At 67.3% G+C, this 24,221-nt stretch carries 31 protein-coding genes; 23 read left to right on the forward strand and 8 right to left on the reverse strand.

Annotation, left to right across the window (positions count from 1 at the left end; all coding sequences use genetic code 11):
- The first annotated feature begins 72 nt into the window (after positions 1 to 72).
- The 3 genes from ACZ5CM_RS03295 to trmB are packed head-to-tail and all read left to right on the forward strand — an operon-like array spanning position 73 to position 2,557.
- Positions 73 to 861, forward strand: a complete 789-nt coding sequence (locus tag ACZ5CM_RS03295) for a cyclase family protein (RefSeq protein WP_464641234.1) — start codon at positions 73 to 75, stop codon at positions 859 to 861.
- A 3-nt stretch (positions 862 to 864) separates the two neighbouring features.
- Positions 865 to 1,794: a fumarylacetoacetate hydrolase family protein gene (locus ACZ5CM_RS03300; RefSeq protein ID WP_464641236.1), complete on the forward strand. Its 930-nt coding sequence runs from the start codon at positions 865 to 867 to the stop codon at positions 1,792 to 1,794.
- 58 nt (positions 1,795 to 1,852) lie between these two features.
- Positions 1,853 to 2,557: a tRNA (guanine(46)-N(7))-methyltransferase TrmB gene (gene trmB / locus ACZ5CM_RS03305; RefSeq protein WP_464641238.1), complete on the forward strand. Its 705-nt coding sequence runs from the start codon at positions 1,853 to 1,855 to the stop codon at positions 2,555 to 2,557.
- Positions 2,558 to 2,569: 12 nt separating this feature from the next.
- Here trmB and ACZ5CM_RS03310 read toward each other — a convergent pair whose 3' ends face one another.
- Genes ACZ5CM_RS03310 through ACZ5CM_RS03320 form a run of 3 tightly spaced genes read right to left on the reverse strand, consistent with a single transcriptional unit; the run spans position 2,570 to position 5,660 of the window.
- A complete protein-coding gene (locus ACZ5CM_RS03310; protein ID WP_464641240.1) occupies positions 2,570 to 3,745 on the reverse strand; it encodes a lytic murein transglycosylase in 1,176 nt (391 codons plus the stop codon).
- Positions 3,746 to 3,780: 35 nt separating this feature from the next.
- Complete coding sequence (gene cbiB / locus ACZ5CM_RS03315; RefSeq protein ID WP_464641241.1) at positions 3,781 to 4,701, reverse strand: adenosylcobinamide-phosphate synthase CbiB; 921 nt, start codon at positions 4,699 to 4,701, stop codon at positions 3,781 to 3,783.
- Positions 4,698 to 5,660: a threonine-phosphate decarboxylase gene (locus tag ACZ5CM_RS03320; protein ID WP_464641243.1), complete on the reverse strand. Its 963-nt coding sequence runs from the start codon at positions 5,658 to 5,660 to the stop codon at positions 4,698 to 4,700. Before ACZ5CM_RS03320 ends, cbiB begins: the two co-directional genes overlap by 4 nt.
- Before the next feature lie 173 nt (positions 5,661 to 5,833).
- Here ACZ5CM_RS03320 and ACZ5CM_RS03325 point away from each other — a divergent pair, with 173 nt between their 5' ends.
- Positions 5,834 to 6,196, forward strand: a complete 363-nt coding sequence (locus tag ACZ5CM_RS03325; protein ID WP_464641244.1) for a response regulator transcription factor — start codon at positions 5,834 to 5,836, stop codon at positions 6,194 to 6,196.
- On the opposite strand, the gene ACZ5CM_RS03330 is transcribed toward ACZ5CM_RS03325, so the two are convergent.
- Positions 6,193 to 7,167 (reverse strand): glutathione S-transferase family protein, encoded by a 975-nt coding sequence (locus ACZ5CM_RS03330; RefSeq protein WP_464641245.1) that lies wholly within the window; start codon positions 7,165 to 7,167, stop codon positions 6,193 to 6,195. The two genes, ACZ5CM_RS03325 and ACZ5CM_RS03330, sit on opposite strands and share 4 nt — an antisense overlap.
- Positions 7,168 to 7,402: 235 nt before the next feature.
- Between ACZ5CM_RS03330 and ACZ5CM_RS03335 the strand changes: the two genes are divergently transcribed.
- Positions 7,403 to 7,750 (forward strand): hypothetical protein, encoded by a 348-nt coding sequence (locus ACZ5CM_RS03335; protein ID WP_464641246.1) that lies wholly within the window; start codon positions 7,403 to 7,405, stop codon positions 7,748 to 7,750.
- A 22-nt stretch (positions 7,751 to 7,772) separates the two neighbouring features.
- Here ACZ5CM_RS03335 and ACZ5CM_RS03340 read toward each other — a convergent pair whose 3' ends face one another.
- Positions 7,773 to 8,951 carry a MalY/PatB family protein gene (locus ACZ5CM_RS03340; RefSeq protein ID WP_464641247.1) on the reverse strand — a complete coding sequence of 393 codons (1,179 nt, stop codon included), beginning with the start codon at positions 8,949 to 8,951 and terminating at the stop codon, positions 7,773 to 7,775.
- Between the two features lie 137 nt (positions 8,952 to 9,088).
- On the opposite strand from ACZ5CM_RS03340, the gene def (ACZ5CM_RS03345) reads away from it, so the two are divergent.
- The 6 genes from def (ACZ5CM_RS03345) to ACZ5CM_RS03370 are packed head-to-tail and all read left to right on the forward strand — an operon-like array spanning position 9,089 to position 12,068.
- Positions 9,089 to 9,613 (forward strand): peptide deformylase, encoded by a 525-nt coding sequence (gene def, locus ACZ5CM_RS03345; RefSeq protein ID WP_464641249.1) that lies wholly within the window; start codon positions 9,089 to 9,091, stop codon positions 9,611 to 9,613.
- The gene (gene def / locus ACZ5CM_RS03350) at positions 9,610 to 10,110 is read left to right on the forward strand and encodes a peptide deformylase (RefSeq protein ID WP_464641251.1); all 501 of its coding nucleotides are present in this window, start codon (positions 9,610 to 9,612) and stop codon (positions 10,108 to 10,110) included. The genes def (ACZ5CM_RS03345) and def (ACZ5CM_RS03350) overlap by 4 nt, the downstream gene beginning before the upstream one ends.
- Positions 10,107 to 10,610: a peptide deformylase gene (gene def / locus ACZ5CM_RS03355; RefSeq protein WP_464641253.1), complete on the forward strand. Its 504-nt coding sequence runs from the start codon at positions 10,107 to 10,109 to the stop codon at positions 10,608 to 10,610. The genes def (ACZ5CM_RS03350) and def (ACZ5CM_RS03355) overlap by 4 nt, the downstream gene beginning before the upstream one ends.
- Before the next feature lie 52 nt (positions 10,611 to 10,662).
- Positions 10,663 to 11,592: a methionyl-tRNA formyltransferase gene (gene fmt / locus ACZ5CM_RS03360; RefSeq protein ID WP_464641255.1), complete on the forward strand. Its 930-nt coding sequence runs from the start codon at positions 10,663 to 10,665 to the stop codon at positions 11,590 to 11,592.
- Positions 11,583 to 11,819 carry a hypothetical protein gene (locus ACZ5CM_RS03365; RefSeq protein ID WP_464641257.1) on the forward strand — a complete coding sequence of 79 codons (237 nt, stop codon included), beginning with the start codon at positions 11,583 to 11,585 and terminating at the stop codon, positions 11,817 to 11,819. The genes fmt and ACZ5CM_RS03365 overlap by 10 nt, the downstream gene beginning before the upstream one ends.
- Before the next feature lie 12 nt (positions 11,820 to 11,831).
- A complete protein-coding gene (locus tag ACZ5CM_RS03370; protein WP_464642470.1) occupies positions 11,832 to 12,068 on the forward strand; it encodes a GlsB/YeaQ/YmgE family stress response membrane protein in 237 nt (78 codons plus the stop codon).
- A 210-nt stretch (positions 12,069 to 12,278) separates the two neighbouring features.
- Here the strand turns inward: ACZ5CM_RS03370 and rnhA are convergent, their stop codons facing one another.
- The 3 genes from rnhA to ACZ5CM_RS03385 all read right to left on the reverse strand — a co-directional run bounded on the left by rnhA (position 12,279) and on the right by ACZ5CM_RS03385 (position 14,455).
- Positions 12,279 to 12,764, reverse strand: a complete 486-nt coding sequence (gene rnhA / locus ACZ5CM_RS03375) for a ribonuclease HI (protein WP_464641259.1) — start codon at positions 12,762 to 12,764, stop codon at positions 12,279 to 12,281.
- On the reverse strand, positions 12,757 to 13,722 hold the full coding sequence (ispH, locus tag ACZ5CM_RS03380; RefSeq protein WP_464641261.1) for a 4-hydroxy-3-methylbut-2-enyl diphosphate reductase: 966 nt from the start codon (positions 13,720 to 13,722) through the stop codon (positions 12,757 to 12,759). The genes rnhA and ispH overlap by 8 nt, the downstream gene beginning before the upstream one ends.
- 160 nt (positions 13,723 to 13,882) lie before the next feature.
- Positions 13,883 to 14,455 carry a LabA-like NYN domain-containing protein gene (locus ACZ5CM_RS03385; RefSeq protein WP_464641262.1) on the reverse strand — a complete coding sequence of 191 codons (573 nt, stop codon included), beginning with the start codon at positions 14,453 to 14,455 and terminating at the stop codon, positions 13,883 to 13,885.
- Between the two features lie 142 nt (positions 14,456 to 14,597).
- Between ACZ5CM_RS03385 and folK the strand changes: the two genes are divergently transcribed.
- The 12 genes from folK (at position 14,598) to recO (ending at position 24,107) form a co-directional block, all read left to right on the forward strand.
- Positions 14,598 to 15,167: a 2-amino-4-hydroxy-6-hydroxymethyldihydropteridine diphosphokinase gene (gene folK / locus ACZ5CM_RS03390; RefSeq protein ID WP_464641264.1), complete on the forward strand. Its 570-nt coding sequence runs from the start codon at positions 14,598 to 14,600 to the stop codon at positions 15,165 to 15,167.
- 94 nt (positions 15,168 to 15,261) lie between these two features.
- Positions 15,262 to 15,615, forward strand: a complete 354-nt coding sequence (rpoZ, locus tag ACZ5CM_RS03395) for a DNA-directed RNA polymerase subunit omega (RefSeq protein WP_464641266.1) — start codon at positions 15,262 to 15,264, stop codon at positions 15,613 to 15,615.
- Between the two features lie 34 nt (positions 15,616 to 15,649).
- Positions 15,650 to 17,782 (forward strand): RelA/SpoT family protein, encoded by a 2,133-nt coding sequence (locus ACZ5CM_RS03400; RefSeq protein WP_464641267.1) that lies wholly within the window; start codon positions 15,650 to 15,652, stop codon positions 17,780 to 17,782.
- A 43-nt stretch (positions 17,783 to 17,825) separates the two neighbouring features.
- Positions 17,826 to 18,482, forward strand: coding sequence for a DUF2062 domain-containing protein (locus ACZ5CM_RS03405; RefSeq protein WP_464641269.1), 657 nt, complete (start codon positions 17,826 to 17,828; stop codon positions 18,480 to 18,482).
- 32 nt (positions 18,483 to 18,514) lie between these two features.
- Positions 18,515 to 19,261, forward strand: coding sequence for a pyridoxine 5'-phosphate synthase (locus ACZ5CM_RS03410; protein ID WP_464641270.1), 747 nt, complete (start codon positions 18,515 to 18,517; stop codon positions 19,259 to 19,261).
- A gap of 53 nt (positions 19,262 to 19,314) precedes the next feature.
- The gene (locus tag ACZ5CM_RS03415; protein ID WP_464641272.1) at positions 19,315 to 20,034 is read left to right on the forward strand and encodes a hypothetical protein; all 720 of its coding nucleotides are present in this window, start codon (positions 19,315 to 19,317) and stop codon (positions 20,032 to 20,034) included.
- Positions 20,031 to 20,462 carry a holo-ACP synthase gene (acpS, locus tag ACZ5CM_RS03420; RefSeq protein ID WP_464641274.1) on the forward strand — a complete coding sequence of 144 codons (432 nt, stop codon included), beginning with the start codon at positions 20,031 to 20,033 and terminating at the stop codon, positions 20,460 to 20,462. The genes ACZ5CM_RS03415 and acpS overlap by 4 nt, the downstream gene beginning before the upstream one ends.
- A 57-nt stretch (positions 20,463 to 20,519) precedes the next feature.
- Positions 20,520 to 21,341 (forward strand): signal peptidase I, encoded by an 822-nt coding sequence (gene lepB, locus ACZ5CM_RS03425; protein ID WP_464641276.1) that lies wholly within the window; start codon positions 20,520 to 20,522, stop codon positions 21,339 to 21,341.
- Positions 21,338 to 22,024, forward strand: coding sequence for a ribonuclease III (gene rnc, locus ACZ5CM_RS03430; protein ID WP_464641278.1), 687 nt, complete (start codon positions 21,338 to 21,340; stop codon positions 22,022 to 22,024). The genes lepB and rnc overlap by 4 nt, the downstream gene beginning before the upstream one ends.
- Positions 22,021 to 22,926: a GTPase Era gene (gene era, locus ACZ5CM_RS03435; protein WP_464641279.1), complete on the forward strand. Its 906-nt coding sequence runs from the start codon at positions 22,021 to 22,023 to the stop codon at positions 22,924 to 22,926. Before rnc ends, era begins: the two co-directional genes overlap by 4 nt.
- Before the next feature lie 94 nt (positions 22,927 to 23,020).
- Positions 23,021 to 23,353, forward strand: a complete 333-nt coding sequence (locus tag ACZ5CM_RS03440) for a DUF1491 family protein (RefSeq protein ID WP_464641280.1) — start codon at positions 23,021 to 23,023, stop codon at positions 23,351 to 23,353.
- Between the two features lie 4 nt (positions 23,354 to 23,357).
- Entirely contained in the window at positions 23,358 to 24,107 is a 750-nt protein-coding gene (gene recO, locus ACZ5CM_RS03445) for a DNA repair protein RecO (protein ID WP_464641281.1), read from the forward strand.
- The last annotated feature ends 114 nt before the right edge of the window (positions 24,108 to 24,221 follow it).

The following is a 24,221-nucleotide window of genomic DNA, read 5'->3' on the forward strand; positions in this document are numbered from 1 at the left end:
GGCGGCTCGGACTTGCCCTCGGCGGCACGGGCCCTATTCTCGGGGCGCCTGCAAGAGGGAGGAGACGCCACCATGCCGCGCCGCTATGTCGATCTGTCCGTGCCGTTGGAAGCGGGCATCGTGTCGGACCCGCCGATCATGCTGCCCGAGATCGAATACATGACCCATGACCGGACCGCCGAGCAGGTCATGGCCTTCTTTCCGGGGCTGAAGCGCGAGGATCTGCCCGGTGGCGAGGGCTGGGCGATCGAGCGGTTGAGCATCGCCACCCATAACGGCACCCATCTGGATGCGCCCTGGCATCACCATTCGACCATGAACCGCGCGATAAACGGGGGCGAGCGCGCCATCACCATCGACGAGGTGCCGCTGGAGTGGTGTTTCAATCCCGGCGTGAAGCTGGATTTCCGTCATTTCGATGATGGCTATGTGGTCACTGCCGAGGATGTCGAGGCCGAGCTGGACCGCATCGGCCACCAGTTGCAGCCGCTCGATATCGTGGTGGTCAATACCTCGGCCGGCGCGCGCTATGGCGAGCCGGACTATCTGGTGAAGGGCTGCGGCATGGGGCGCGAGGCGACGCTCTACCTGCTCGAGCGCGGGGTGCGGGTGACCGGCACCGACGCCTGGTCCTGGGATGCGCCGTTCCCGCTTACGGCGAAGGCCTGGGCGGAAACGGGCGATCCTTCGATCATCTGGGAAGGGCACCGGGCCAGTATCGAGATCGGCTATTGCCACATGGAGAAGCTGACCAACCTGGACCGTCTGCCCCCCACCGGGTTCGAGATTTCCTGCTTCCCCTACAAGATCAGGGGCGCCAGCGCCGGCTTTACCCGCGCGGTCGCCATTTTCGAGGAATAGGTCATGCGGCTGGGGACGGTTTTCCATGACGGCAAGGTGAAGGTGGTGGCGGCGCTGGATGATGATCTGCTGCTGGATCTCGACCGCGCGGCCGAGCTGGCACGCTATGAGACCAACACCTTCACCAACATGCAGAAGGTCATCGACGAGGGCGATTACGGGCTGGAGATGACCCACCACCTGCTGCGCCGCGCCAACCGGCGGGCGATGGTGAGGGTGGAGGATGTGCTGTTCCTGCCGCCGCTGATGCCGGTGCAGTTCCGCGACTGCCTGGTGTTCGAGGCGCATCTGAAGAACAGCTTTGCCCAGGCCGAGAAGATGACCGGGCAGCGCTTCGACATTCCGCAGGTCTGGTATGACCAGCCGATCTATTACAAGGGCAACCGCATGTCCTTTGTCGGCCATGGCGCCGACGTGATCTGGCCGGACTATTCCGAGCATCTGGACATCGAGCTGGAGCTGGCCGTCGTGATCGGGCGCGAGGGCCGGGACATCCCCGCCGAAAAGGCCCCGGACTACATCTTCGGCTACACGATCCTCAACGACATCTCCGCCCGCGACGCGCAGATGGTCGAGATGCCCGGTCAGCTGGGCCCGGCCAAGGGCAAGGACTTCGACACCGGCAACGTGCTGGGCCCGTTCATCCTGACCGCCGACGAGGTGGACCACCCCGTCTCCCTGCGGATGGAGGCGCGGGTGAACGGCGAGGTCTGGGGCGGCGGCAACAGCGCCGAGATGCACCATGATTTCGGTGCGATCCTTGCCCATGTCTCGGCCTGCGAAACGCTCTATCCGGGCGAGGTCATCGGCTCGGGCACGGTGGGCACCGGCTGCGGGCTTGAGACGGGCCGGCGGCTGGCGCCGGGCGACGTGGTCGAGCTGGAGATCGAGAAGATCGGCGTGCTGCGCAACCGGATCGTGAAACCGGGGTAATCCCGCCCCGGCCACAGCCCCGTTGCACCGGCGCGGCGGGCCGGGTAAATGGCGCCCCATGACCCATCCAGCCCGCCCCTTTCGCAACTTCTACGGCCGCATCCGTGGCAAGACCCTCAAGAAGAGTCAGAAGACCTATCTCGAGGAGGATCTGGAGAGGCTCTCTCCCGGGCCGGTGGAATGGGACGTCAACCCCGAGCGCCGGCCGCTGGATCTGAACGCCCTCTTCGGCGGGCGCGAGGTGTGGCTCGAGATCGGCTTCGGCGGGGGCGAGCACATGGTGCATCAGGCCGAACGCAACCCCGACGTGGCCATCATCGGGGCCGAGCCCTACATCAACGGCGTGGCCATGCTTCTGGGCAAGATCCGCCGGGCGGGGGTGGACAATCTGCGGGTGCATCCCGGCGATGTGCGCGACCTGATGGACGTGCTGCCCGCGGCCTCCATTTCCCGCGCCTTTCTGCTTTATCCCGACCCCTGGCCGAAGAAGAAGCACCACCGCCGCCGCTTCGTCACGCCCGAGCATCTGGGCCCGCTGGCCCGCGCCATGAAGCCCGGCGCCATCTTCCGCGTCGCCACCGACATACCCGATTATGTCCGCCAGACGCTCGAGGAAGTGCCGCGGGCCGGCTTCGAATGGCTGGCCGAGCGCCCCTGCGACTGGCGCGAGGCATGGGAGGACTGGATCCCCACCCGCTACGAGCAGAAGGCCCTGCGCGAGGGGCGCACCCCCCATTACCTGACCTTCCGCCGCACGGGCTGACCGGCGCCCCCGTCAGAGACGGGGTAGCAGGTCGGCGGTTGGCCAGGCATCGGCCGGCAGGCCCAGGCGGATCTGCTCGGCCTGCACCGCTGCGCGGGTCCTGGCCCCGAGGATACCGTCGATACCGCCCACATCGTGCCCGCGCGCCACCAGCTTGCGTTGCAGCGCCTTGATCTGCTCGCCGCTCAGCGCCGGGTCGGGGTTGCCCGGGCGGTAGGGCGGGGCACCCTCAAGCCGGGTGGCGAAATAGGCCGCGGTCAGGACGTAGACGAAGCTGCGGTTCCATTCGAAATAGACCCGGAAGTTGGGATAGGCGAGGAAGGCCGGGCCCTTGCGCCCCTGCGGCAGGATGACCGAGGCCTCCAGGTTCCGCGGGCCCAGCCGGCCGTTGCGGGCGCGCACGCCCAGCCGCTGCCAGCGGGCGACCGTCATGGCATGATTCAGCCCGGTGCGCGACCAGTCCAGGTTTCCGGGAACGGTGATCTCCTGCAGCCAGGGCTCTCCCTTCCGCCAGCCCAGGCTGGACAGCACCTTCGCCGCCGACATCAGCGCATCCGGTGCCGAGTCCTTCAGCCGCACATGCCCGTCGCCGTCTCCATCGACGCCGTTTTCGAGGATGTCGCGGGGCAGCAGCTGCACCATGCCGACTTCTCCGGCCCAGGCGCCGGTGGTGGTTGCCGGGTCGAAATCGCCCCGCTCGAAAAGCTCCAGCGCGGCGAAGACCTGCGGCCGGAACAGCTCCGGCCGGCGGCAGTCATGGGCCAGGGTGACCAGCGCGTTGAGGGTGTTGAAATTGCCCTGGAAGGCGCCGTAATCGGTCTCGAACGCCCAGAAGGCCAGAAGGACGCCCCGCGAGACGCCGTATTCGGATTCGATCCGGTCGAACAGGGCGGAAAATTTGCGGGCATTGCGTCGGCCGCGTTCAAGACGGTCCTTCGAGATCAGCCGCCGCGAAAATTCGATGAAGGGCTTCTGGAACACCCCCTGGGCGCGGTCGGCGCGGATCACCTTGGGGTCGTGACGGGCGGTGCGGAAGAAGGCCCTGACCGTTTTCGGGTCGTGGCCGCGGGCAACTGCCTCGGCCCGCAGGCCGGCCAGGAAGTCGGGGAACGCCCCGCCGCATTGCGACCGGGAAAGGGCGGGCGTGCCGGCAATCGCGGCGGCAATGCAGAGAACGAAAAGGCGCATGAACGAACCGTCCTGAAACCGTTGAACCACTCCTTTCAGACTAGCGACAGCAGCAGCCCCGATGCAACGGAAAGGACGAGAAGGCCGAACCAGACCCGCCACAGGATGGACACCGCGCGGTCGATCTCGTCTGCGCCGATCCGTTTGCGTCCGCCTTCGTTGACCCATGCCAGATCGCGCACCCGCCCGTCATAGCTGCGCGGGCCGGCCAGCGCCACGCCAAGGGCGCGGGCCATGGCGGCCTCGGGCCAGCCGGCATTGGGCGAACGGTGGCGCGCCGCATCGCGGGCGATCCCGGGCCAATCCCGCAGCCGACCGGTCAGGGCCGCGATCAGCAGCCCGGTCAGCCGGGCGGGGATGTAATTCAGCACGTCGTCGCACCGCGCCGCGGCCCAGCCGAAGCGGGCATATCTTTCGTTGCGATAGCCGATCATGCTGTCGGCGGTATTGACCGTCTTGTAGGCAACCAGGCCGGGCAGCCCGCCGACGAGGAACCAGAAGGCCGGGGCCACCACCCCGTCGCTGAGGTTCTCGGCGGCGCTTTCGATGGCGGCGCGTGCCACCTGCGCCCGGTCCATCTGCCGGCAGTCGCGGCTGACGATCCGCGCCACCATGCGCCGTCCCTCATCCACCGACCGGCGCAGTGCCACGCTCACTGCCCGGACATGTTCCACCAGCGACCGCTGGGCCAGCAGGATGGCGGCGGCGGGTATGGTCGCCGCCGGCCCCAGCCGTTCAAGCCCCCAGCCCAGCGCCAGCGCCGGCAGGACCAGGGCGACAAGCGCCACCACCCCCTTCAGACGCCGGGCCGGCCCGCGGTTGAGATGCCTCTCAAGCCGGGCCACCGCGCGCCCCATCACCACCGCCGGGTGCGGCAGCCGCGACCAGAGCCATTTCGGCTCGCCCAGGGCCGCATCCAGCAGCAGCGCGGCGGTCAGGAGCAGAGCGCCGCTCACAGCGCCGCCTCGATCCGGTCCCAGCCGTGATCGGGGGGCAGGCCCAGCCGCAGCCGGGTGGACGACCAGGGGAAGATGCGGCTCCAGACTTGGCGGCGGGCCAGGCGCTTCTGCCAGGCCCGGGCATCGTCCACCTCGTACAGGCGAAACAGTGTCGTTCCGCCCAGCGGGCGGGCGCCGGCGCGCTGCATGATCCGATCCAGCTGGGCGCTGGCCGTTGCCAGCCGCGCACGGGTGGTTTCGGCCCAGCCGACATCGCGCAGCGCCGCCGTGCCGATGCGCAAGGCCGGCCCGGACACCGCCCAAGGCCCAAGCAGCTCCGCCAGTGCCCCCAGCGTGCCCGGAGCGGCAATGGCAAAGCCCAGTCGCACCCCGGCCAGCCCCCAGAACTTGCCAAAGCTTTTCAGCACCACGCAGCCGGGCCGGGTCGCCAGCCGGATCAGGCTGCGCCCCGGTGTCACGTCGCAGAAGCTTTCGTCGATGATGCACAGATCCGCCTCGGCATCCGCCTCGCTCCACAGCCGGCCGTCAGGATTGTTGGGGTGGACCAGCACGCGGGCCTCGGCGGGGGGGGCGGAAACCACGCTCCAGCCCTGCGCGGCAAAGGCGGCGGCGTGTTCATTGTAGGTGGGGGCGGTGATGTGGACGCGGCCCGGAGGCGCCAGCGCGGGAAGGCGCGCAATCAGCGCCGAGGCGCCTGGAGCGGGCAGGATCCCGGCGCCCTCGGGCAGTTTCCAGAAGGCGCGGGCGGCGCGGATCAGGGCTTCCTGCGCGGCGCGGTCGGGCAGCGCGGTCCAGTCCTGATCGGTGAGGCCCGAAACGGGCCAGGGCACGGGGTTGATGCCGGTGGACAGGTCGATCCAGTCCGCCCGGCTGCCGCCGAACCGGGCGATGGCGTCATCCAGCCCGCCGCCATGGTCGCGGGCCGGAAGCGGGGAAAGCCTGGGCGCTGCGGGCATGGGATTCCTCACGAAGACGGTGCTGCTTCAAGCGGATTCCCGCCCCTGTTTCAAGTCATCCCCCGTCGATCCGCCGGAGAACGGATGCAGTTAAGCATTTGTTAGGGTATTGGGCACAAGACCGGACGGGGGAGGAGCAAATCGTGTGCCCGTCAGAACGCACGGAGAATCGGATGAAGGTTCTCATTGTCGAAAGCAACCCGGATCTTGGCGCCCTGTGGCAACGCCATCTGGAACGCCAGGGGGCCGAGGTGACGCTGGTCCGCGGACAGGAAGCGGCGATTCTCGCGCTCTACGGGGCGGCCTTTGACATCATCGTTCTCGACCTCGTCCTCGAACATGGCAGCGCGCTGGCGGTATCCGATTTCGCCAGCTACCGCCGGCCCGAGGCGCGGGTGATCTTCGTCACCAACACGAGCTTTTTCTCGGACGGGTCGATCTTTGCCCACAGCCAGAACGCCTGCGCCTATGTTCCGGCCGGAACCCCGCCCGAGGATCTTGCCGCCATGGTCGAACACTACGCCGCGCCGCGCTAGCCGCGCCCGTGCGGGGCCAGAAGATCGGGCCGTGGTACCGACGGCACGATCCGGCGCGGGTTGATGCTGACGTGGCTGAAGTAATAGTGGCGTACGATGTGATCGAGATTGACCGTCCCGGCCACGCCCGGCCACTGGTAGAGTTCCTGCGTCCAGGCCCACAGGTTCGGATAATCGACGACCCTGCGGCGGCAGCACTTGAAATGGATGGCGTAGACCGGGTCAAAGCGGACCAGCGTCGGAAAGAGGCGCCAGTCGGCTTCGGTCAGGCGGTCTCCCAGAAGGTAGCGATTGGCGGAAAGGTGGCTCTCCAGCCAGTCGAGCGATTCGAAAAGCGGATCGATTGCGGCGTCATATGATTTCTGACTCGTGGAAAATCCGCACTTGTAGACGCCATTGTTGACAGTTTCATATATCCGGCGGTTCACCTCTTCGATCCTGTCGCGAAGATCCCGGGGCCAGTAGTCGTCGGTATTTCCGGTGATGCCGTCAAAGGCGGAATTGAACATCCGGATGATTTCGGAACTTTCGTTCGAAACGATGGTGCCGGTCTTTCTGTCCCACAGCACCGGAACGGTCACGCGGCCGGTATAGCGGGGATCGGCGCGGGTGTAGATGTCGCGCAGAAAGCGGCTGCCGAACAGGGGGTCGCCGGTTGCGCCATCGAAATCGGTCGCAAAGGTCCACCCGTCGTCCAGCATGTCGGGATGCACGACCGAAACCGAGATGTGTTCCTGCAAGTCCTTGAGAACACGGAAGATCAGCGTCCGGTGCGCCCACGGACAGGCAAGGCTGACATACAGGTGATAACGCCCTGATTCCGCCGCGAAACCGCCTGAGCCCGTCGGTCCGGCGCGGCCGTCCGGCGTGATCCAGTTGCGGAAACGGGACTCCTTGCGGCGGAATTCCCCGTCCACCGCGGTATCGAAATGATCTTCGCGGTACCAGATTCCATCGATCATTCTGCCCATGGCACTCCCTTTCCCTGACCATGCTCAGGCTAGCCCGCGGGCGGGCGAGGGACCACATGCGCAGGCGCGCGCAGATCCTGCGCTGGCGCACAGGTGCCGGCAGGTCGGCGTGGCATTTTCGCACCTGAGTCATTTTGTTGCGCCGTTGTTACGATTTGTTAGCGATAATTGCGTTGCTTCGGAATGCCGCTCTGCGACAGGCTGAAGGGGCTGCTGGGGTATCGAGGGTTTCGTCATGTCCACATTCGTTTCGGACGAGGTGCGCGCCGCGCTGGAAGCCGCGCGCCTCAAGGGGCTCAGGAAGGTCAGCCGGCTGCGCGTGCTGGCCGATGGCGTGTTTCATCCGGTCCTGCGTCTGTGGCGCGACGGTTTCTCGGTCGAGTCGGAGACGGCCGCGCATCTGCGCGGTCTGGTCGATCTTTATGACGGCGAGGTGCATCTCTGCCAGTGCCTGATCGTCGCCGCGGGCGAAGAGGGCGGTGAAGTTCTGTTCGAATTCAAGCGAAGCACCATTGCCGACGACCGGGCGCCGACCGATTTCTACCGCGACCCGGATGCGCCGGTGGCCCTGATCGGGCACTGACGGGGCGCGGCGTTCCCCCTGCCTACTGGAGATCCGCGAAGGCGGATTTCAGCCTCTCGCAGGCCTCCTGCACGCGCGCCCTCTGGGTGCCGAAGTTGAACCGCAGGAAGCTTTCGCCCCCGGTGCCGAAGCTGGGGCCGTGATTCGCGGCGATCCGGGCGTCGCGTTCGACCCGCGCGGTGAACTCCTCGCGCGTCATGCCGGTGCCGGAAAAGTCCACCCAGGCCAGAAAGGTCGATTCCAGCAGCATCGAGGTCAGCCCCGGAATTTCGGCAATGGCGGCATCGAACAGCTGCCGGTTGCCGTCGAGGTAGCGCACCAGAGCATCGACCCACTCGGCCCCTTCGGGGGAATAGGCGGCGCAGGCCACAAACTGCCCGACCGAGTTTGGGGCGAGGCTCAGCGCCTCCATCCGGGCGGCAAGGCGGGCGCGCAGGGCATCGTCGGGAATGATGACATTGCCGGTATGCAGCCCGGCGACGTTGAAGGTCTTGGAAGGCGCGGTCAGCATGACCAGCCGGTCCTGCACCGACGGGTCGGCCAGCGGCATCGGGATGTGGTGATGACCCGGATACACGATATCGTGGTGGATCTCGTCCGAGATCAGGATCAGGTCGTGCCGGCGGGCGAAATCGGCCACGCCGCGCAGCTCGTCGCGGGTCCAGACGCGGCCGCCCGGATTGTGCGGCGAGCACAGGATCACCATGCGCTCGGACCCGTCCAGAAGGCTGTCCCAGCGGTCGAAATCCATGACATATCTGCCCTCCTCGATCGGCATCGGGCATTCCACCACCCGCCGCCCGGCCGCGCGGATCACCTTGGCAAAGGCGTGATAGACCGGCGTGAACAGGACGATCCCGTCGCCCGGCCGGGTAAAGGTGTCAAGGCACATGCCCACCCCGTTCACCAGCCCGGTGGTGGTGAAGATCCACTCGGGCGCGACGTGCCAGCCGTGGCGGGTCTGCATCCACCAGCCGATGGCGGCGCGGTATTCGGCCTCGACATTGACATAACCGAAGATGCCGTGATCGGTCAGCGCCCGCAGGCGTTCCAGCACCACCGGGGGCGCGCGAAAATCGGTATCGGCCACCCACATGGGCAATCCGGTCTCCGCGGGCACGCCATAGATCTTTTCCATCCGGTCCCATTTCGAGGAACCGGTGCCGCGGCGTTCGATGATCTCGTCGAAATCGAAGCTCATGTGGTCTCTCCTGCGCGATGCGGGCGCAGGCTAGCGGGATTGGCGGCGGGCGCAAGGGGGCGCAAGGGGGGCAGCCCCTGCCGCCCCATGCGCCGATACCGTTGCGATGGGCGCGGCTTTCGCCTACATCCCGTGGCATGAAACGAAACATCCTGATCCATCCCGATCCCCGGCTGAAGAAGGTCTGCGCGCCGGTGCCCGACCTGTCCGACGATCTGCGCCGGCTGGCAGACGACATGCTGGAGACCATGTATGACGCGCCGGGCATCGGGCTGGCGGCGCCGCAGGTGGGGGTGCTCAGCCGCCTGATCGTGCTCGACTGCGTGAAGGAGGAAGGTGCCGCCCCGCGGCCGCTGGCGATGTTCAACCCTGAAATCCTGGCCGCGTCTGACGAAACCAGCACCTACGAAGAGGGCTGCCTGTCGATTCCCGATCAGTATGCCGACGTGACCCGCCCGGCCGAGGTCGAGATGGAATGGATCGACCGCGACGGCAATCCGCAGCGCGAGGTGTTCACCGGGCTCTGGGCCACCTGCGTGCAGCACGAGATCGACCACCTGAACGGAAAGCTCTTCATCGACTACCTCAAACCGCTCAGGCGGCAGATGATCACCCGCAAGATGATCAAGCTCAAGCGCGAGCGGGCAAGGGCCTCGGCGTGAGTGTCCGCCCGGTCCTGCGCTGGCCCGATCCGCGCCTGTCGCAGCGCTGCGCGCCGGCGGGCGACGAACTGCCCGAAGGGCTGGTCGCGGATCTGTTCGACACCATGTATGCGGCGCAGGGGCGGGGCCTGGCGGCGCCGCAGATCGGAGTGATGAAGCGGGTCTTCGTCATGGATTGCGGCTGGAAGGAGGGCGAGCCCGCGCCGCTGGCGATGATAGACCCGGTGGTCATCGCGGCCGAGCGGGTGCCGGTCACGGGTGAGGAAGGCTGTCTGTCGATCCCCGGCGTGCCGGTGCCGGTGACGCGGCACAAGGCGGTGACGGTGCAGTGGACGGCGCCCGACGGCGACATCCACATGGCCGATTTCGACGGGTTTGAGGCCCGCTGCATCCAGCACGAGATCGACCATCTCGATGGGGTGGTGATCTTCGACCGGATCGGCGAGGCGCTGCGGGCGGAACTGGAGGACGCGTATCTCGCGCGGGGCGGGGCATGACGGTGCGGCGCTGCCTGCGCTGGCCCGACCGGCGCCTACGAGTCTGCGCGGCCCCGGTGGAAGCGATCACCGACGACATCCGCCGCATCTGGGAGGACATGATCGACACCATGGAGGCGATGCCCGGCGTCGGCCTGGCCGCCCCGCAGATCGGGGTGGGGCTGCGGCTGGCGGTGGTGGATGCCTCGGCCGAGCGGGGCCGCGCGCTGCGCATGGCCAACCCCGAGATCCTGCATGCCAGCATCGAGCTGCGCGCCCATGAGGAGGCCAGCCCGAACCTGCCCGGCGTCTCGGCGGTGGTCGAACGCCCCCGCGCGGTGACGGTGCGCTGGCTGGACGAGCGCGGCGCCACGGTCGAGCGCGATCTCGTTGGGTTGTGGGCGACCAGCGTGCAGCATCAGATCGACCATCTGAACGGAAAGATGTATTTCGACCGGCTGGGACGGGTGAAACGCGACATGCTGCTGCGCAAGGCCCGCAAGCTGGCCGGTCAGGGCTGAACACATGGCGGCGCGTCGCGGATGCGGGCGGCGCCGAAGCCGGAGGAAAGCGATGCGCGTGATCTTCATGGGAACGCCCGACTTCTCGGTGCCGGTGCTCGATGCGCTGGTGGCGGCAGGGCACGACATTGCCGCGGTCTATTGCCAGCCCCCCCGCCCGGCCGGGCGGGGAAAGAAGGAGCGCCCCTCGCCGGTGCAGCGGCGGGCCGAGGCGCTGGGGCTGCGCGTGCGGCATCCGGTCTCTCTGAAGCCGCGGGAGGTGCAGGCTGAGTTTGCTGCCCTCGGTGCCGATGTGGCGGTGGTGGTGGCCTACGGGCTGATCCTGCCGCAGGCGATTCTGGATGCGCCGCGGCGGGGGTGCCTGAACATCCATGCCAGCCTGCTGCCGCGCTGGCGCGGGGCGGCACCGATCCAGCGGGCGATCATGGCCGGCGACCGGGAGACCGGCATCTGCATCATGCAGATGGAGGCGGGGCTGGACACCGGGCCGGTGCTGCTCTGCCGCGCCACGCCGATCGGGGCCGAGGAAACCGCCGGAGAGCTGCACGACCGGCTTTCGGCGATGGGGGCCGAGCTGATCGTCGAGGCTCTGGCGCGGCTGGACGATCTGACGCCCGTGCCCCAGCCCGAGGAGGGCGTCACCTATGCCGCCAGGATCGACAAGGTCGAGGCGCGGCTGGACTGGACCCGCCCCGCGATCGAGGTGGACCGGCTGATCCGCGGCCTGTCGCCCTTTCCCGGCGCCTGGACGATGATCGGCGGTGAGCGGGTGAAGATTCTGGGCGCGCGGCTGGAGGCGGGCGAAGGTGCGCCGGGCGAGGTGCTGGACGCGCGGCTGAAGGTTGCCTGCGGCGCGGGCGCGGTGCGGCTGACCCGCCTGCAGAGGGCGGGGCGGTCGGTGCAGGATGCGGACAGCTTCCTGCGCGGCTGGCCGGTGGCGCCGGGCGTGCGGCTTGGCGAGAGGGAGGATCCATGTTCCTGACCCTGATGGGCACGGTGGTGATTGCCGGGATCGTCGGTTACCTGTCCGAGAGGACCGGGTTCACGCGCAACGGCGTTCTGCCGTCGATCGTCATCTGCGTGGGCGGTGCGTTCCTGTTCTACTTCGTCCGCATCATGTTCGGGGTCGGGTTCGGTTCGCCGGGGCTGGATGCGATCATCTCGTCGGTGGGGGCGCTGGTGATCGTGCCGACGCGCTGGAAGAAGTGAGGTTGCCGCATGATCAATGTCGTTGCTCTCATCATCATTGGCGCCGCGGCCGGTTTTCTTGCCACACGGCTGACGAAGATCGAAGCGGACATTCCCACCACCATGTTCATCGGCATTGCGGGGGCGCTGCTGGGCGGGCTGGTGCTGCGGCTGCTGCTGTCGGTGATGGGGATGCTGTCGGGGTTCGTCGGCGCGGTTCTGGGCGCGATGCTGGTGATCTGGCTGTGGCAGAGATACCGCCGGCGGTAGAGCATGTCGCTCAAAAGTGGGAACCGGTTTTGAGCTTCTCGGACATGCGACTGGAAAGGGAGTGCATGTCGCTCGAAAGTGGGCACTGGTTTCGAGCTTCCCGGACATACCCTAGCGTGGCGGCGCGCGCCGGCGGGGGCTCTGCCCCCGTCGCCCTGACGGGCGACTCCCCCGGAGTATTTTCGGCAAGAGGAAGGGGGAAGGGGCGGGTCAGGCGGCGGTGTCGGGGCGGGCGGAGGTGCGCCGGCGTTTGTAGGGTTTCATGCCCTCGCGGGCCAGTTCGTCGGCGCGTTCGTTTTCCGGGTGGCCGGCGTGGCCCTTGATCCATTTCCAATGGACCTTGTGCCGCGACTGCGCCGCGTCGAGACGTTTCCACAGTTCGGCGTTCTTGACCGGCTTTTTCGCCGCCGTCTTCCAGCCGTTCCTTTTCCAGCCGTGCAGCCAGGAGGTGATGCCGTTCTTCACATAGGCGCTGTCGGTGGTGATGGTGATTTCGCTGGGCCGGTCCAGGACTTCGAGGGCGTTGATGGCGGCCAGCAGTTCCATGCGGTTGTTGGTGGTCTGCGCCTCGCCGCCCTTGAGTTCGCGTTCCTTCAGCACGCGGTCGCCCTCCATCGCCCGCAGCAGCACGCCCCAGCCGCCGGGGCCGGGATTGCCCGAGCAGGCGCCGTCGGTCCAGGCGTAGAGCTCAGCCACGGGCCGCTCCGGCCGCATCACGCAGGATGCGCGGCAGCTTGAATTCCACGTTTTCGGTGGCGGCCTCGACGGTTTCCACGCTTACCTCGTAGCGGGCGCGGAAGGCGTCGATGACCTCATCGACCAGCACTTCGGGGGCCGAGGCGCCGGCGGTGATGCCGACCGATGCGATCCCCTTCAGCGCCGGCCAGTCGATATCATCGGCGCGCTGCACCAGCTGGGCGCGGGGGCAGCCGGCGCGGCTGGCCACCTCGACCAGGCGGCGGGAGTTGGAAGAGTTCGGCGCCCCCACCACCAGCAGCGCGTCCACTTCGGGCGCGATGGCGCGGACCGCCTCCTGCCGGTTGGTGGTGGCGTAGCAGATGTCCTCCTTGTGCGGGCCGATGATGGCGGGAAAGCGCGCCTTGAGCGCCGCCACCACCTCGGCCGCGTCATCCACCGAGAGCGTGGTCTGGGTGACCCAGGCCAGCCGCGCGGGGTCGCGCACCTGCAGGCGGGCCACGTCCTCGGGGGTTTCCACCAGCAGCACCTCGCCCTCGGGCAGCTGGCCCATGGTGCCGATGGTTTCGGGGTGGCCGCGATGGCCGATCATCACGATCTGCAGGCCGGCCTCGGCATGGCGGGCGGCCTCGATATGGACCTTGCTGACCAGCGGGCAGGTGGCATCGACATATGTGATCTGCCGCCGGGCGGCCTCGGCCGGGACCGATTTCGGCACGCCATGGGCGGAGAAGATGACCGGCCGGTCGTCGGGGCATTCGTCGAGCTCCTCGACGAAGATCGCGCCCCTGGCGCGGAGGTTTTCGACGACGAATCGGTTGTGGACGATTTCATGGCGCACATAGACCGGCGCGCCCCATTTCTCGATCGCCATTTCCACGATGCGGATGGCGCGATCCACGCCGGCGCAGAATCCGCGCGGGGCGGCAAGGCGGAGGGTCAGGGGCGGTTTCGGCATCGCTGTGCGGTCCTCGGGGCATCCTCGGGCGGGTGTTGCGCGCATGGAGTAAGGCCTCGGGCCGCGCGGGTCCAGAGGCAACCGCGCCCGAGGCGCCCTTTGCGGGGGCGCCCCGCGGGTCTGGGGCTGCGCGGCAGGCTGTCCCGCCCGCCGGTGCGGTTCAGCGCCCGGCGCCGGCCAGGTTGCGCGGCTCGCCCGGCTGTTCGCGCGGGGGCCGGCCGATCACCTCGCGCAGATCCTCCAGGTCGATGAAGTTGTCGGCCTGGCGGCGCAACTCGTCCGAGATCATCGGCGGCTGGCTGCGGATGGTCGAGACCACCGACACCCGCACGCCCTGCCTTTGCAGGCTGGCCACCAGGGGCTTGAAATCCCCGTCGCCCGAGAACAGCACGATATGATCCACCCGCGGCGCCAGTTCCATGGCATCCACGGTCAGTTCGATATCCATGTTGCCCTTGACCTTGCGGCGCCCGGTGCTGTCGGTGTACTCCTTCGCCGGTTTCGTCACCATGGCGAAGCCGTTGTAGTGGAGCCAGTCAACGAGCGGCCGGATCGGCGAGTACTCATCGTTTTCCAGCAGGGCGGTGTAGTAGAAGGCCCGGACCAGCTTGCCCCGACGGAGGAATTCCTGCCTGAGAAGCTTGTAGTCGATGTCGAACCCGAGCGCCTTGGCCGCGGCGTAGAGGTTGGACCCGTCTATGAACAGCGCAAGCCGTTCGTCCTTGTAAAACATCAAATTTTCCTTCCGGTATTCACCGTTCCGCCATGTGGTGTTTCGTGAGTGGGTGGCTGAAAAGGTCAGCGAAACGGTCCCTTTAACATAAGGCCAAATGAATGCGTGGCAAGTATGGTGACGCCCGCCTGTCGGGGCAAAGATGATGGAAAAAGGGTGCGGGGCGGTTGTCGCGTTGGGGGGGAATCTACCATTTGGTGATTGGCCGCCCTTCCGCACTATCGTGTCGGCTGTGTCGGCGCTGGCCGGGAATGGTGTGGTGATTCGCGCGGTCAGCCGGTTCTATGCAACGCCATGTTTTCCGGCCGGGGCAGGGCCGGATTACGTGAACGCGGCGGTGCGGATCGAAACCTCGCTTTCGCCCGGGCAGCTTCTGGGCCTTCTGCACGGGATCGAGGCCCGTTTCGGGCGCGCGCGGGCGCAGCGGTGGGGAATGCGGACGCTCGATCTGGATCTGATCTGCATGGGGGGGCGGGTCTTGCCCGACCGGGAAACCCAGGCCGCGTGGCGCGGTCTTTCCGCGGACGCGCAGATCCGGCGCACGCCCGACGGCCTGATCCTGCCGCACCCGCGCCTGCAGGACCGGGCCTTCGTCCTGATCCCGATGCGCGACGTGGCGCCAGGGTGGCGGCACCCTCTGCTGGGCCGGACAGTGGCCGAGATGTGCGCCGCCCTGCCGCCCGAAGACATCCGATTGGTGCGGCCGCTGTGATTGGTGCGGCATCGGGATTTCCCGCTTGTCAAGGGAGGGATTCGTCACTAAATACCCTCCCTCTGGACGTCCTGATCAATTTGGAGACTCTCCCATGGCCCGCGTGACGGTTGAAGATTGCGTTGACAAGGTCCCGAACCGGTTTGAACTGGTGCTTCTGGCGGCCCATCGCGCGCGCGAGATTTCGGCCGGTGCGCCGATCACGGTGGATCGTGACAACGACAAGAACCCGGTCGTCGCCCTGCGCGAGATCGCCGAGGAAACCCAGACCGCGGACGAGTTGCGCGAACGTCTGATCGAAAGCAACCAGACCCAGATCGAGGTGGACGAGCCGGAAGAGGATCAGATGGCCCTGCTGATGGGTGCCGAGAACGACAAGCCGGCCGAAGACGACATGGACGAGGAAATGCTCCTGCGTCAGCTGATGGAGGCTCAGGGGCAGGGCTGAGGCGCCCGGCCGGGAGCGTGAAGGTGCGGACCGGATGATTGCCGTCGAAGACCTCATTGCGCTGGTCCGCAACTATAACCCGAAAACCAACGAAGAGCGCATCCGCGCCGCCTATGAATTCGGGCGGAAGATGCACGAAGGGCAGTTTCGCCATTCGGGCGAGCCCTATTTTTCCCATCCCGTAGCGGTGGCCGCGATCCTGACCGAACAGCGGCTGGACGATGCCACCATCATCACCGCGCTTCTGCACGACACGATCGAGGACACCAAGGCCAGCCGCGAGCAGATCGCCGAGATGTTCGGCGACGAGGTGGCGATGCTGGTGGATGGCGTGACCAAGCTGACGAATCTGCAGCTCTCGAGCCGCGAGACCAGGCAGGCAGAAAACTTCCGCAAGCTGTTCATGGCCATGTCCAAGGATCTGCGGGTGATCCTGGTCAAGCTGGCCGACCGGCTGCACAACATGCGCACGATCAAGGCCATGCGCCCCGAGAAGCAGCTGCAGAAGGCGCGCGAGACCATGGACATCTACGCCCCGCTGGCCGGGCGCATGGGCATGCAGTGGATGCGCGAAGAACTGGAGGATCTCAGCTTCCGCGTCCTCAACCCCGAGGCGCGCAACTCGATCATGCGCCGTTTCATCACGCTCCAGCGCGAGGCCGGCGACGTGATCCACCGCATCACCGGCGACATGCGCGCCGAGATGGAAAAGGCCGGCATCGAGGCCGAGGTGTTCGGGCGCGCCAAGAAGCCCTATTCGATCTGGCGCAAGATGCAGGAGAAGAACCAGGGCTTCTCGCGGCTCAGCGACATCTACGGTTTTCGCGTCATCACCCGCTCGGAAGAGGACTGCTATCGCGCGCTGGGTGCGATCCACCGGCGCTGGCGGGCGGTGCCGGGACGGTTCAAGGACTATATCAGCCAGCCCAAGTCGAACGGCTACCGCTCCATCCACACCACCGTGTCGGGCCGCGACGGCAAGCGGGTCGAGGTGCAGATCCGCACCCAGCAGATGCATGACGTGGCCGAAACCGGGGTGGCGGCGCACTGGTCCTACCGCGACGGGGTGCGGGCCGAGAACCCCTTTGCGGTGGATCCGGCCAGGTGGCTTGCTGGCATGACCGAGCGCTTCGACACCGAGGAAGACCACCAGGATTTCCTCGAGGCGGTGAAGCTGGAGATGTATGCCGACCAGGTGTTCTGCTTCACCCCCAAGGGCGACGTGGTCAAGCTGCCCCGGGGCGGCACGCCGATCGACTTCGCCTATGCCATTCACACCCGGATCGGGCATGCCTGCGTGGGGGCCAAGGTGGATGGCGTCCGGGTGCCGCTGTGGACGCGGCTCAAGAACGGCCAGTCGGTGGAGATCATCACCGCCGAGGGCCAGACCCCGCAGGCCACCTGGCTGGAGATCGCAACCACCGGCCGCGCCCGCACCGCGATTCGCCGGGCGCTGCGCGAGGTTGACCGCGAACGCTTCATCCGCCTGGGGCGCGAACTGGCGCGTGCCGGGTTCGAGCATGTCGGCCGCCGCGCCACAGACAAGGTTCTGGACCTGGCCGCAAATCACCTTCGGCTCAAGGATCGCGACGAGCTTCTGGCGCGGCTTGGCAGTGCCGAACTGACCGCCCATGACGTGGTGCAGGCGGTCTATCCCGACCTCGCCCCCGACGAGGGCGAGCAGATCCCGCCGCGGCGGGCGGTGATCGGGCTGGAGCCTGGCCAGTCCTTCGAACGCGCCTCCTGCTGCCAGCCGCTGCCGGGAGAGCGCATCGTCGGGATCACCTATCGCGGCAAGGGCGTCGTCGTGCATGCCATCGATTGCGACATCCTCGGCCAGTTCGAGGATCAGCCCGAACGCTGGGTCGATCTGCACTGGCACAGCGGCACGCACCCGGCGGTCTATGCGGTCACGCTCGACATGACCATCGGCAACGATGCCGGTGTGCTGGGGCGGATTTGCACCTTGATCGGGGAAAGGAAGGCCAATATCAGCGATCTGAGATTCATCGACCGGAAACCGGATTTCTATCGACTGCTGATAGATGTCGAGCTGAGGGATGCCGAGCAGCTGCATTCGCTCATGCTGACTCTGGAGGCCGAAAACGACGTGGCCGCGATCGAGCGGCATCGGGAACAGGTCAGGACGGGAGCCGCCGCAAGCTGAGTGGCGAAACGGAGCGCAGAACAGGGGCGAAAGGACGACTTCCTTGGTATTCAGGCGTCGAGATCCCCGTCCCCCCCTGCGCGCGCTGGTCGAGCTGATCTATCCCAGGGGCGGCTGGTTGCGCGCCTTTCAATACGTCCAGCACCGGGTCCGGCGCCTGCCCGACACGCCCGAGCGCATAGCGCGCGGCATCTGGGCAGGGGTTTTCACCACCTTCACGCCCTTTTACGGCTTTCATTTCCTGATTGCCTTCGTCCTTGCCCGGCTGATGCGCGGCAACGTGATCGCGGCGATTCTGGCGACCTTCTTCGGCAATCCCCTGACCTATGTCCCGATCGGGGTCGTGGCGCTCAAGACCGGCCATTTCCTGCTGGGGTCGGAGTTCACCGAAGGGGTGCAGCGGTCCTTTGCCGGCAAGTTCGTGGATGCGGGGGCCGACCTGAAGGACAATCTGTGGGCGTGGTTGACGGGGGGGCCGACCGACTGGACGGCGCTGCGGGTCTTCTACGACGAGATCTTCTTTCCCTACATGATCGGCGGGCTGATCCCCGGCGCGATCGTTGCCACCGTCTGCTACCTGCTGGCGCTGCCGGTCATCCGCGCCTACCAGATTCGCCGCCGCAACCGGATCAAGGCCAAGTTCGAGGCCATCCGCAAAAAGGCCGAAATGCAGGCTGACGGCGGGGAAGGGGCGGAATAGGATCGAGGCGGCGGAAAGACGGGAATCGGAAAATGGGTACGGAAGAACTGCGTCTGGGCGTGAACATCGATCATGTGGCCACGGTCCGCAACGCGCGCGGCAGCGCCTACCCGGATCCGCTGCGCGCCGCGAAACTGGCCGAGGCGGCCGGTGCCGACGGCATCACCGCGCATCTGCGCGAGGACCGGCGGCACATTTCGGACGCCGATATCGACGGGTTGATGGAGGTGCTGACGGTGCCGCTGAACCTTGAAATGGCGGCGACCGCGGAAATGCAGGCGATCGCCCTGCGTCACCGCCCGCACGCGGTCTGCATCGTGCCGGAGAAGCGCGAGGAACGCACCACCGAGGGCGGGCTCGAGGTGGCGGGCGACGAAACCCGCCTTGCCAGCTTCATTGCACCGCTGCGCGAGGCGGGCTGCCGGGTGTCGCTGTTCATTGCCGCCGATCCCGCGCAGGTCGAGGCCGCGGCCCGGATCGGCGCGGCGGTAGTCGAGCTGCACACCGGCGCCTATTGCGACTTTCATGCCGAGGGCCGGGTGGCCGCCCGCGACGAGGAGCTGGAGCGACTGCGCGCGATGGCGGCGCTGGCCGATTCGCTGGGGCTCGAGGTGCATGCCGGTCACGGGCTGACCTATGACACCGTGCAGCCGGTCGCCGCGATCCCGCAGATCCGCGAGCTAAATATCGGGCATTTCCTGATCGGCGAGGCGATCTTTCGCGGATTGCGGGACGCCATCGCCGAGATGCGCCGCCTGATGGACGAGGCGCGGGGGTGATGCGCCTGCTGCGGCTGATTGGGCGAGGCTGGCGCCTGTCATCGCGGGCGACGATGGTGCTGATCGTCGTTGCCATGCTTGGGCTCAACCTTGCGACCCTGACGGTCTCGGCCCTCAACGCGGCGGTGTCCGGGGTGTTGTCGGCGGCGAACATCACCACGGTTGCGGCGCGTTTCGCGGCCGACAAGGCGCGCCTGGCCACTGAACGCGACGTGGCCCGCAAGGCCGCACGGGAGGCGGAAGCGAAGGCCGCAAGGGCGCTGGCGAGGCGATCCGAACGAAAGGCGGCAATCAAGGCGTCGCGAAAGGTGGTGCGAGACCTTTCGCAAAAGGTCGCGTTTCGGGCAGAGCGACGCGCGATCCGGGAGACGGCATCGGTGTTCGCAGAGGCGCTTCCCTTTCTGGGCATCGCGGTGCTTGCCGCTTCGATCGGTTTCGAGGTCAAGGATGCCTGCGACACCGCGCGCGACATGAAGGCAATGCAGGCGGCCCTGGACACCGAAGGTGACCCGGAGGGGGCCAGGGAACGGGTCATGAAAGAGTTCGATTGCGTCAAGGAGTTCGGCGATCAGGTTCGTATCCCAACGCGGGATGAAATCTGGGACGCTGCCGTTACCAGCCCGGGGCGGGCGTGGGCGGCGGCGCGTGATTACTACGACGATCTGCCGAGCGTATCGTTCTCGGACGGCTTTGAACGGTCTTATGAATGGCTGACCGGGTGGGGCAAGAGCCTTCTCGACCTTGCCGGCCTTGGTGACGAGGTCAATCCATGATCCTCGGCATCGGCACCGATCTTTGCAACATTGAGCGTATCAGCCGCACGCTCGACCGTTTCGGGGACCGCTTCCGCAATCGCGTCTTCACCGAAACCGAACGGTGCAAGGCCGAGGCGCGCCGCGACGTGGCCGGCACCTATGCCAAGCGGTGGGCGGCGAAAGAGGCCTGCTCCAAGGCGCTGGGCACGGGGCTGCGCATGGGGATTGCCTGGCGCGACATGGCGGTGTCGAACCTGTCCACCGGGCAGCCGGTGATGAAGGTGACCGGCTGGGCGGCCCGGCGCCTGCGCGAGATCACCCCGCCGGGGCACGAGGCGATCATCCATGTCACCCTGACCGACGATCCCCCCTGGGCGCAGGCTTTCGTGGTGATCGAGGCGCGTCCTCTGGCCGATGACGACACCGATGACGATGGGGCGCCTTGACTTGTTCGCCGCCCCCCCGCATGTAGCCCGGCAGATCAGGCGGGAACGGAGTCGGGCATGGCCGAGAAGGAAAAGGGCAACGCGATTGTGGAGACGATCAAGACGGTCGTCTATGCCTTGCTGATTGCCGGCGCCTTCCGAACCCTTTTCTTTCAGCCGTTCTGGATCCCCTCCGGTTCGATGAAGGAAACGCTGCTGATCGGCGATTTCCTGTTCGTGAACAAGATGGCCTATGGCTATTCCTATGCCTCCTGCCCGTCGATTCCGTTCACCGGTATCGGGCCGGAACAGCTGTGCGGCTTTCTCAAGGGCGACAACGACCGGATCCTCGCCTCGCAGCCCGAACGGGGCGATGTGGTGGTGTTTCGCCATCCGGTCTCGGGGGCCGACTACATCAAGCGGGTGATCGGCCTGCCCGGCGACCGCATCCAGGTCCGGGACGGGCTGCTCTACATCAACGGGCAACCGGTCAAGGTCGAAGATGCCGGCGTGTTCGAGGAAATCGCCGGGCCGCAGGGGCCGCAGGGGCTGCGCCCGCGCTGCGCCAACGCGCCGGTGGGCGACGGTGCCATCTGCGTGAAGCAGCGGCAGATCGAAACCCTGCCTAACGGGGTGCGGCACACGATCCTGAACATCGGCGATCAGCCTTCGGACCATACCGGCGTCTACACGGTGCCCGAGGGCTACTATTTCTTCATGGGCGACAACCGCGACAATTCCGCGGACAGCCGCCTGCCGCAGGCCGCCGGCGGGGTGGGCTTCGTGCCGTTCGAGAACCTCATCGGACGCGCCGACCGGATCATGTTTTCGTCCGCCGGTCGGTCCATGCTGTATTTCTGGACCTGGCGGGCGGACCGTTTCTTCAAGAGGATCGAGTGAAGCTCTCGCGCGAGATGCGCGCCTTCGAGGCGCGGATCGGTCACAGCTTCTCCCGGCCGGAGCTGCTGGTGCGGGCACTGACCCATGGCTCGATCTCCTCGGCGTCGCGGCCAGACAACCAGAGGCTCGAATTCCTCGGCGACCGGGTGCTGGGGCTGGTCATGGCCGAGGCGCTGCTGCTTCAGGACACCGAGGCCACCGAGGGTCAGCTCGCGCCGCGCTTCAACGCGCTGGTGCGCAAGGAAACCTGCGCCGATGTCGCGCGCGAGATCGACCTCGGCTCGATGCTGAAGCTGGGCCGGTCGGAAATGATGTCGGGCGGCCGACGCAAGCAGGCGCTGCTGGGCGACGCGATGGAGGCGGTGATTGCCGCCGTCTACCGAGACGGCGGCTTCGATGCCGCGCGCGACATGATCCTGCGGCTGTGGGGCGAGCGGATCGCAAAGGTCGAGGACGACGCCCGCGACCCCAAGACCGCCCTGCAGGAATGGGCCCAGGCTCGCGGCGGTCGCCCGCCAAGCTATGATCTGGTGGCCCGCTCCGGCCCTGACCATGCCCCCGTCTTCACCATTGCCGTGCGCCTGGACAGCGGCGAAGAGGCCCGGGCCTCCGCCGGTTCGAAACGGCAGGCCGAACAGGCCGCCGCCCGGGCGCTGCTGGAAAGGCTGGAGGACAGGACATGACCACACGCTGCGGTTTCGTCGCCCTGATCGGAGAACCCAACGCCGGCAAATCCACGCTCACCAACCGCATGGTCGGCGCCAAGGTCTCGATCGTCACCCACAAGGTCCAGACCACCCGCACCCGCATCCGCGGCGTGGCGATCGAGGGTGAGACGCAGATCGTGCTGGTGGACACGCCCGGCCTGTTCCGCCCCCGCCGGCGGCTCGACCGGGCGATGGTTGCCGCGGCCTGGGGCGGCGCGGCCGATGCCGACATCATCGTGCTGCTGATCGAGGCCCACCGCGGCATCACCGAGGGGGTGGAACGGATCCTCGCGGAACTGACGGAAATCGCGCGCGGCCGCCCCGTGGCACTGGCCATCAACAAGATCGACCGGGTCGCCGCCGAACGCCTCCTCGAACTCGCCGCCCGCATGAACGAGCGCTTCGACTTCGCCCGCACCTTCATGATCTCGGCCGAAAAGGGCCACGGCGTGGATGATCTGCGCCGCTGGCTGGCCGGGGAGCTGCCCGAAGGCCCCTGGCTCTACCCCGAGGACCAGATCGCCGATCTGCCCATGCGCATGATCGCCGCCGAAATCACCCGCGAGAAACTCACCCTGCGCCTGCACCAGGAACTGCCCTACCAGCTGACCGTGGAAACCGAAAACTGGGAGGAGCGCAAGGACGGCAGCGCCCGCATCGACCAGGTGATCTATGTCGCCCGCGACGGCCACAAGGGCATCGTGCTGGGGCACAAGGGCGAAACCATCAAGGCGGTGGGAAAGCTGGCCCGGGCCGAGCTGGAGGAATTCCTGGGCCGGAAGATACACCTCTTTCTCCAGGTCCGGGTGCGCCCGAACTGGCTGGAAGAGCCCGAGCGCTATTCCGAAATGGGTCTCGACTTCAGGGACGGCGCCTGAAGCAGGGGCGCGACATGACCTTCCTCTTGCTCCAAATACTCCCGCCGGAGGCCCCCGCCCTCTCCACCCGCCCCGCCAGCCGGGCAGACAGGCCATGACGCCCCGCCTGACCGCATCCTTCTGGGTGCATGCCTATCTGGCGCGGCTGCGCCTGCACGGCATCCCGGCCTTCGTGACCGCCCATGGTGATGACGACGCCGGTGCGGTGCTGGTCAAGCTCAATACGCTCGACGGGCAGGCGCGACTGTTCCAGCGCGGCTTCGACCTTGCCACAGGCGCCCGGCGCTGGCACGAGCTGACCTCTGGCGACGAACCCGCGGTGGATGCCGCCATCGCCCGCCAGCGCGGCTTCGACCCGGATCTGTGGGTGATCGAGGTGGAGGACCGCCAGGGCCGGCACCTGCTGGACGAACCGGGGCTGGCGTGAACCGATGCAGTGGCGAGATCACGGCATATTGCTGAACCTCCACCGCCATGGCGAAAGCGCCGCGATCATCGAGGTCTTCACCGAAAACCACGGCCGCCATGCCGGAGTCGTGCGCGGCGGGGCCGGGCGCAGGCTTGCCCCGATCCTGCAGCCCGGCGCCCAGCTCGACGTCAGCTGGCGGGCGCGCCTTGAGGATCACCTGGGCACCTATAACGTCGAACCTGTCCGCTCGCGCGCGGCGGCCGCGCTTTCGGGGCGGCTGGCGCTGGCCGGGCTGAACGCGGTCACCGCGCTTTTGTCCTTTGCCCTGCCCGAACGCGAACCCCACCCGCGTCTTTATGCCCGCAGCCAGGCGCTTCTGGACCTTCTGGGGCAGGACGATCTGTGGCCGCTGGCCTATCTGGGCTGGGAACGGGCGCTGCTTGAGGAAACGGGCTTCGGCCTCGATCTTTCCCGCTGCGCGGTGACCGGCGCGCGCACGGATCTGGTCCACGTCTCCCCCCGCACCGGCCGGGCGGTATCGCGGCAGGGCGCGGGCGAGTGGGCCGACCGCCTGCTGCCGCTGCCGCCCTGCCTGCGCGGGGAAGGTCCGGCACCGGATGCAGAGGTGCTTCTGGCGCTGACCACGACCGGGTATTTCCTCGAACACCGGCTGGCGCCGGTGCTGGGCAATCGCCCCCTGCCGGCAGCACGGGCGCGTTTCGTCGAGCTCTTTCGCCGCCGAACGCATGCGCAGCAGGGCGGCCCCGCCTGAGACGGCGCCGCTTCGGGCGGGGCTAGGCGCGTTCGGGGCGCATCCGGGTCGTCTCTGCGCCACGGGGGCAGCGGCGACAGCATGCCACGGGAGGCGGGGTTGATCATTTCACCG

The sequence above is a fragment of the Piezobacter thermophilus genome (genome assembly GCF_055386745.1).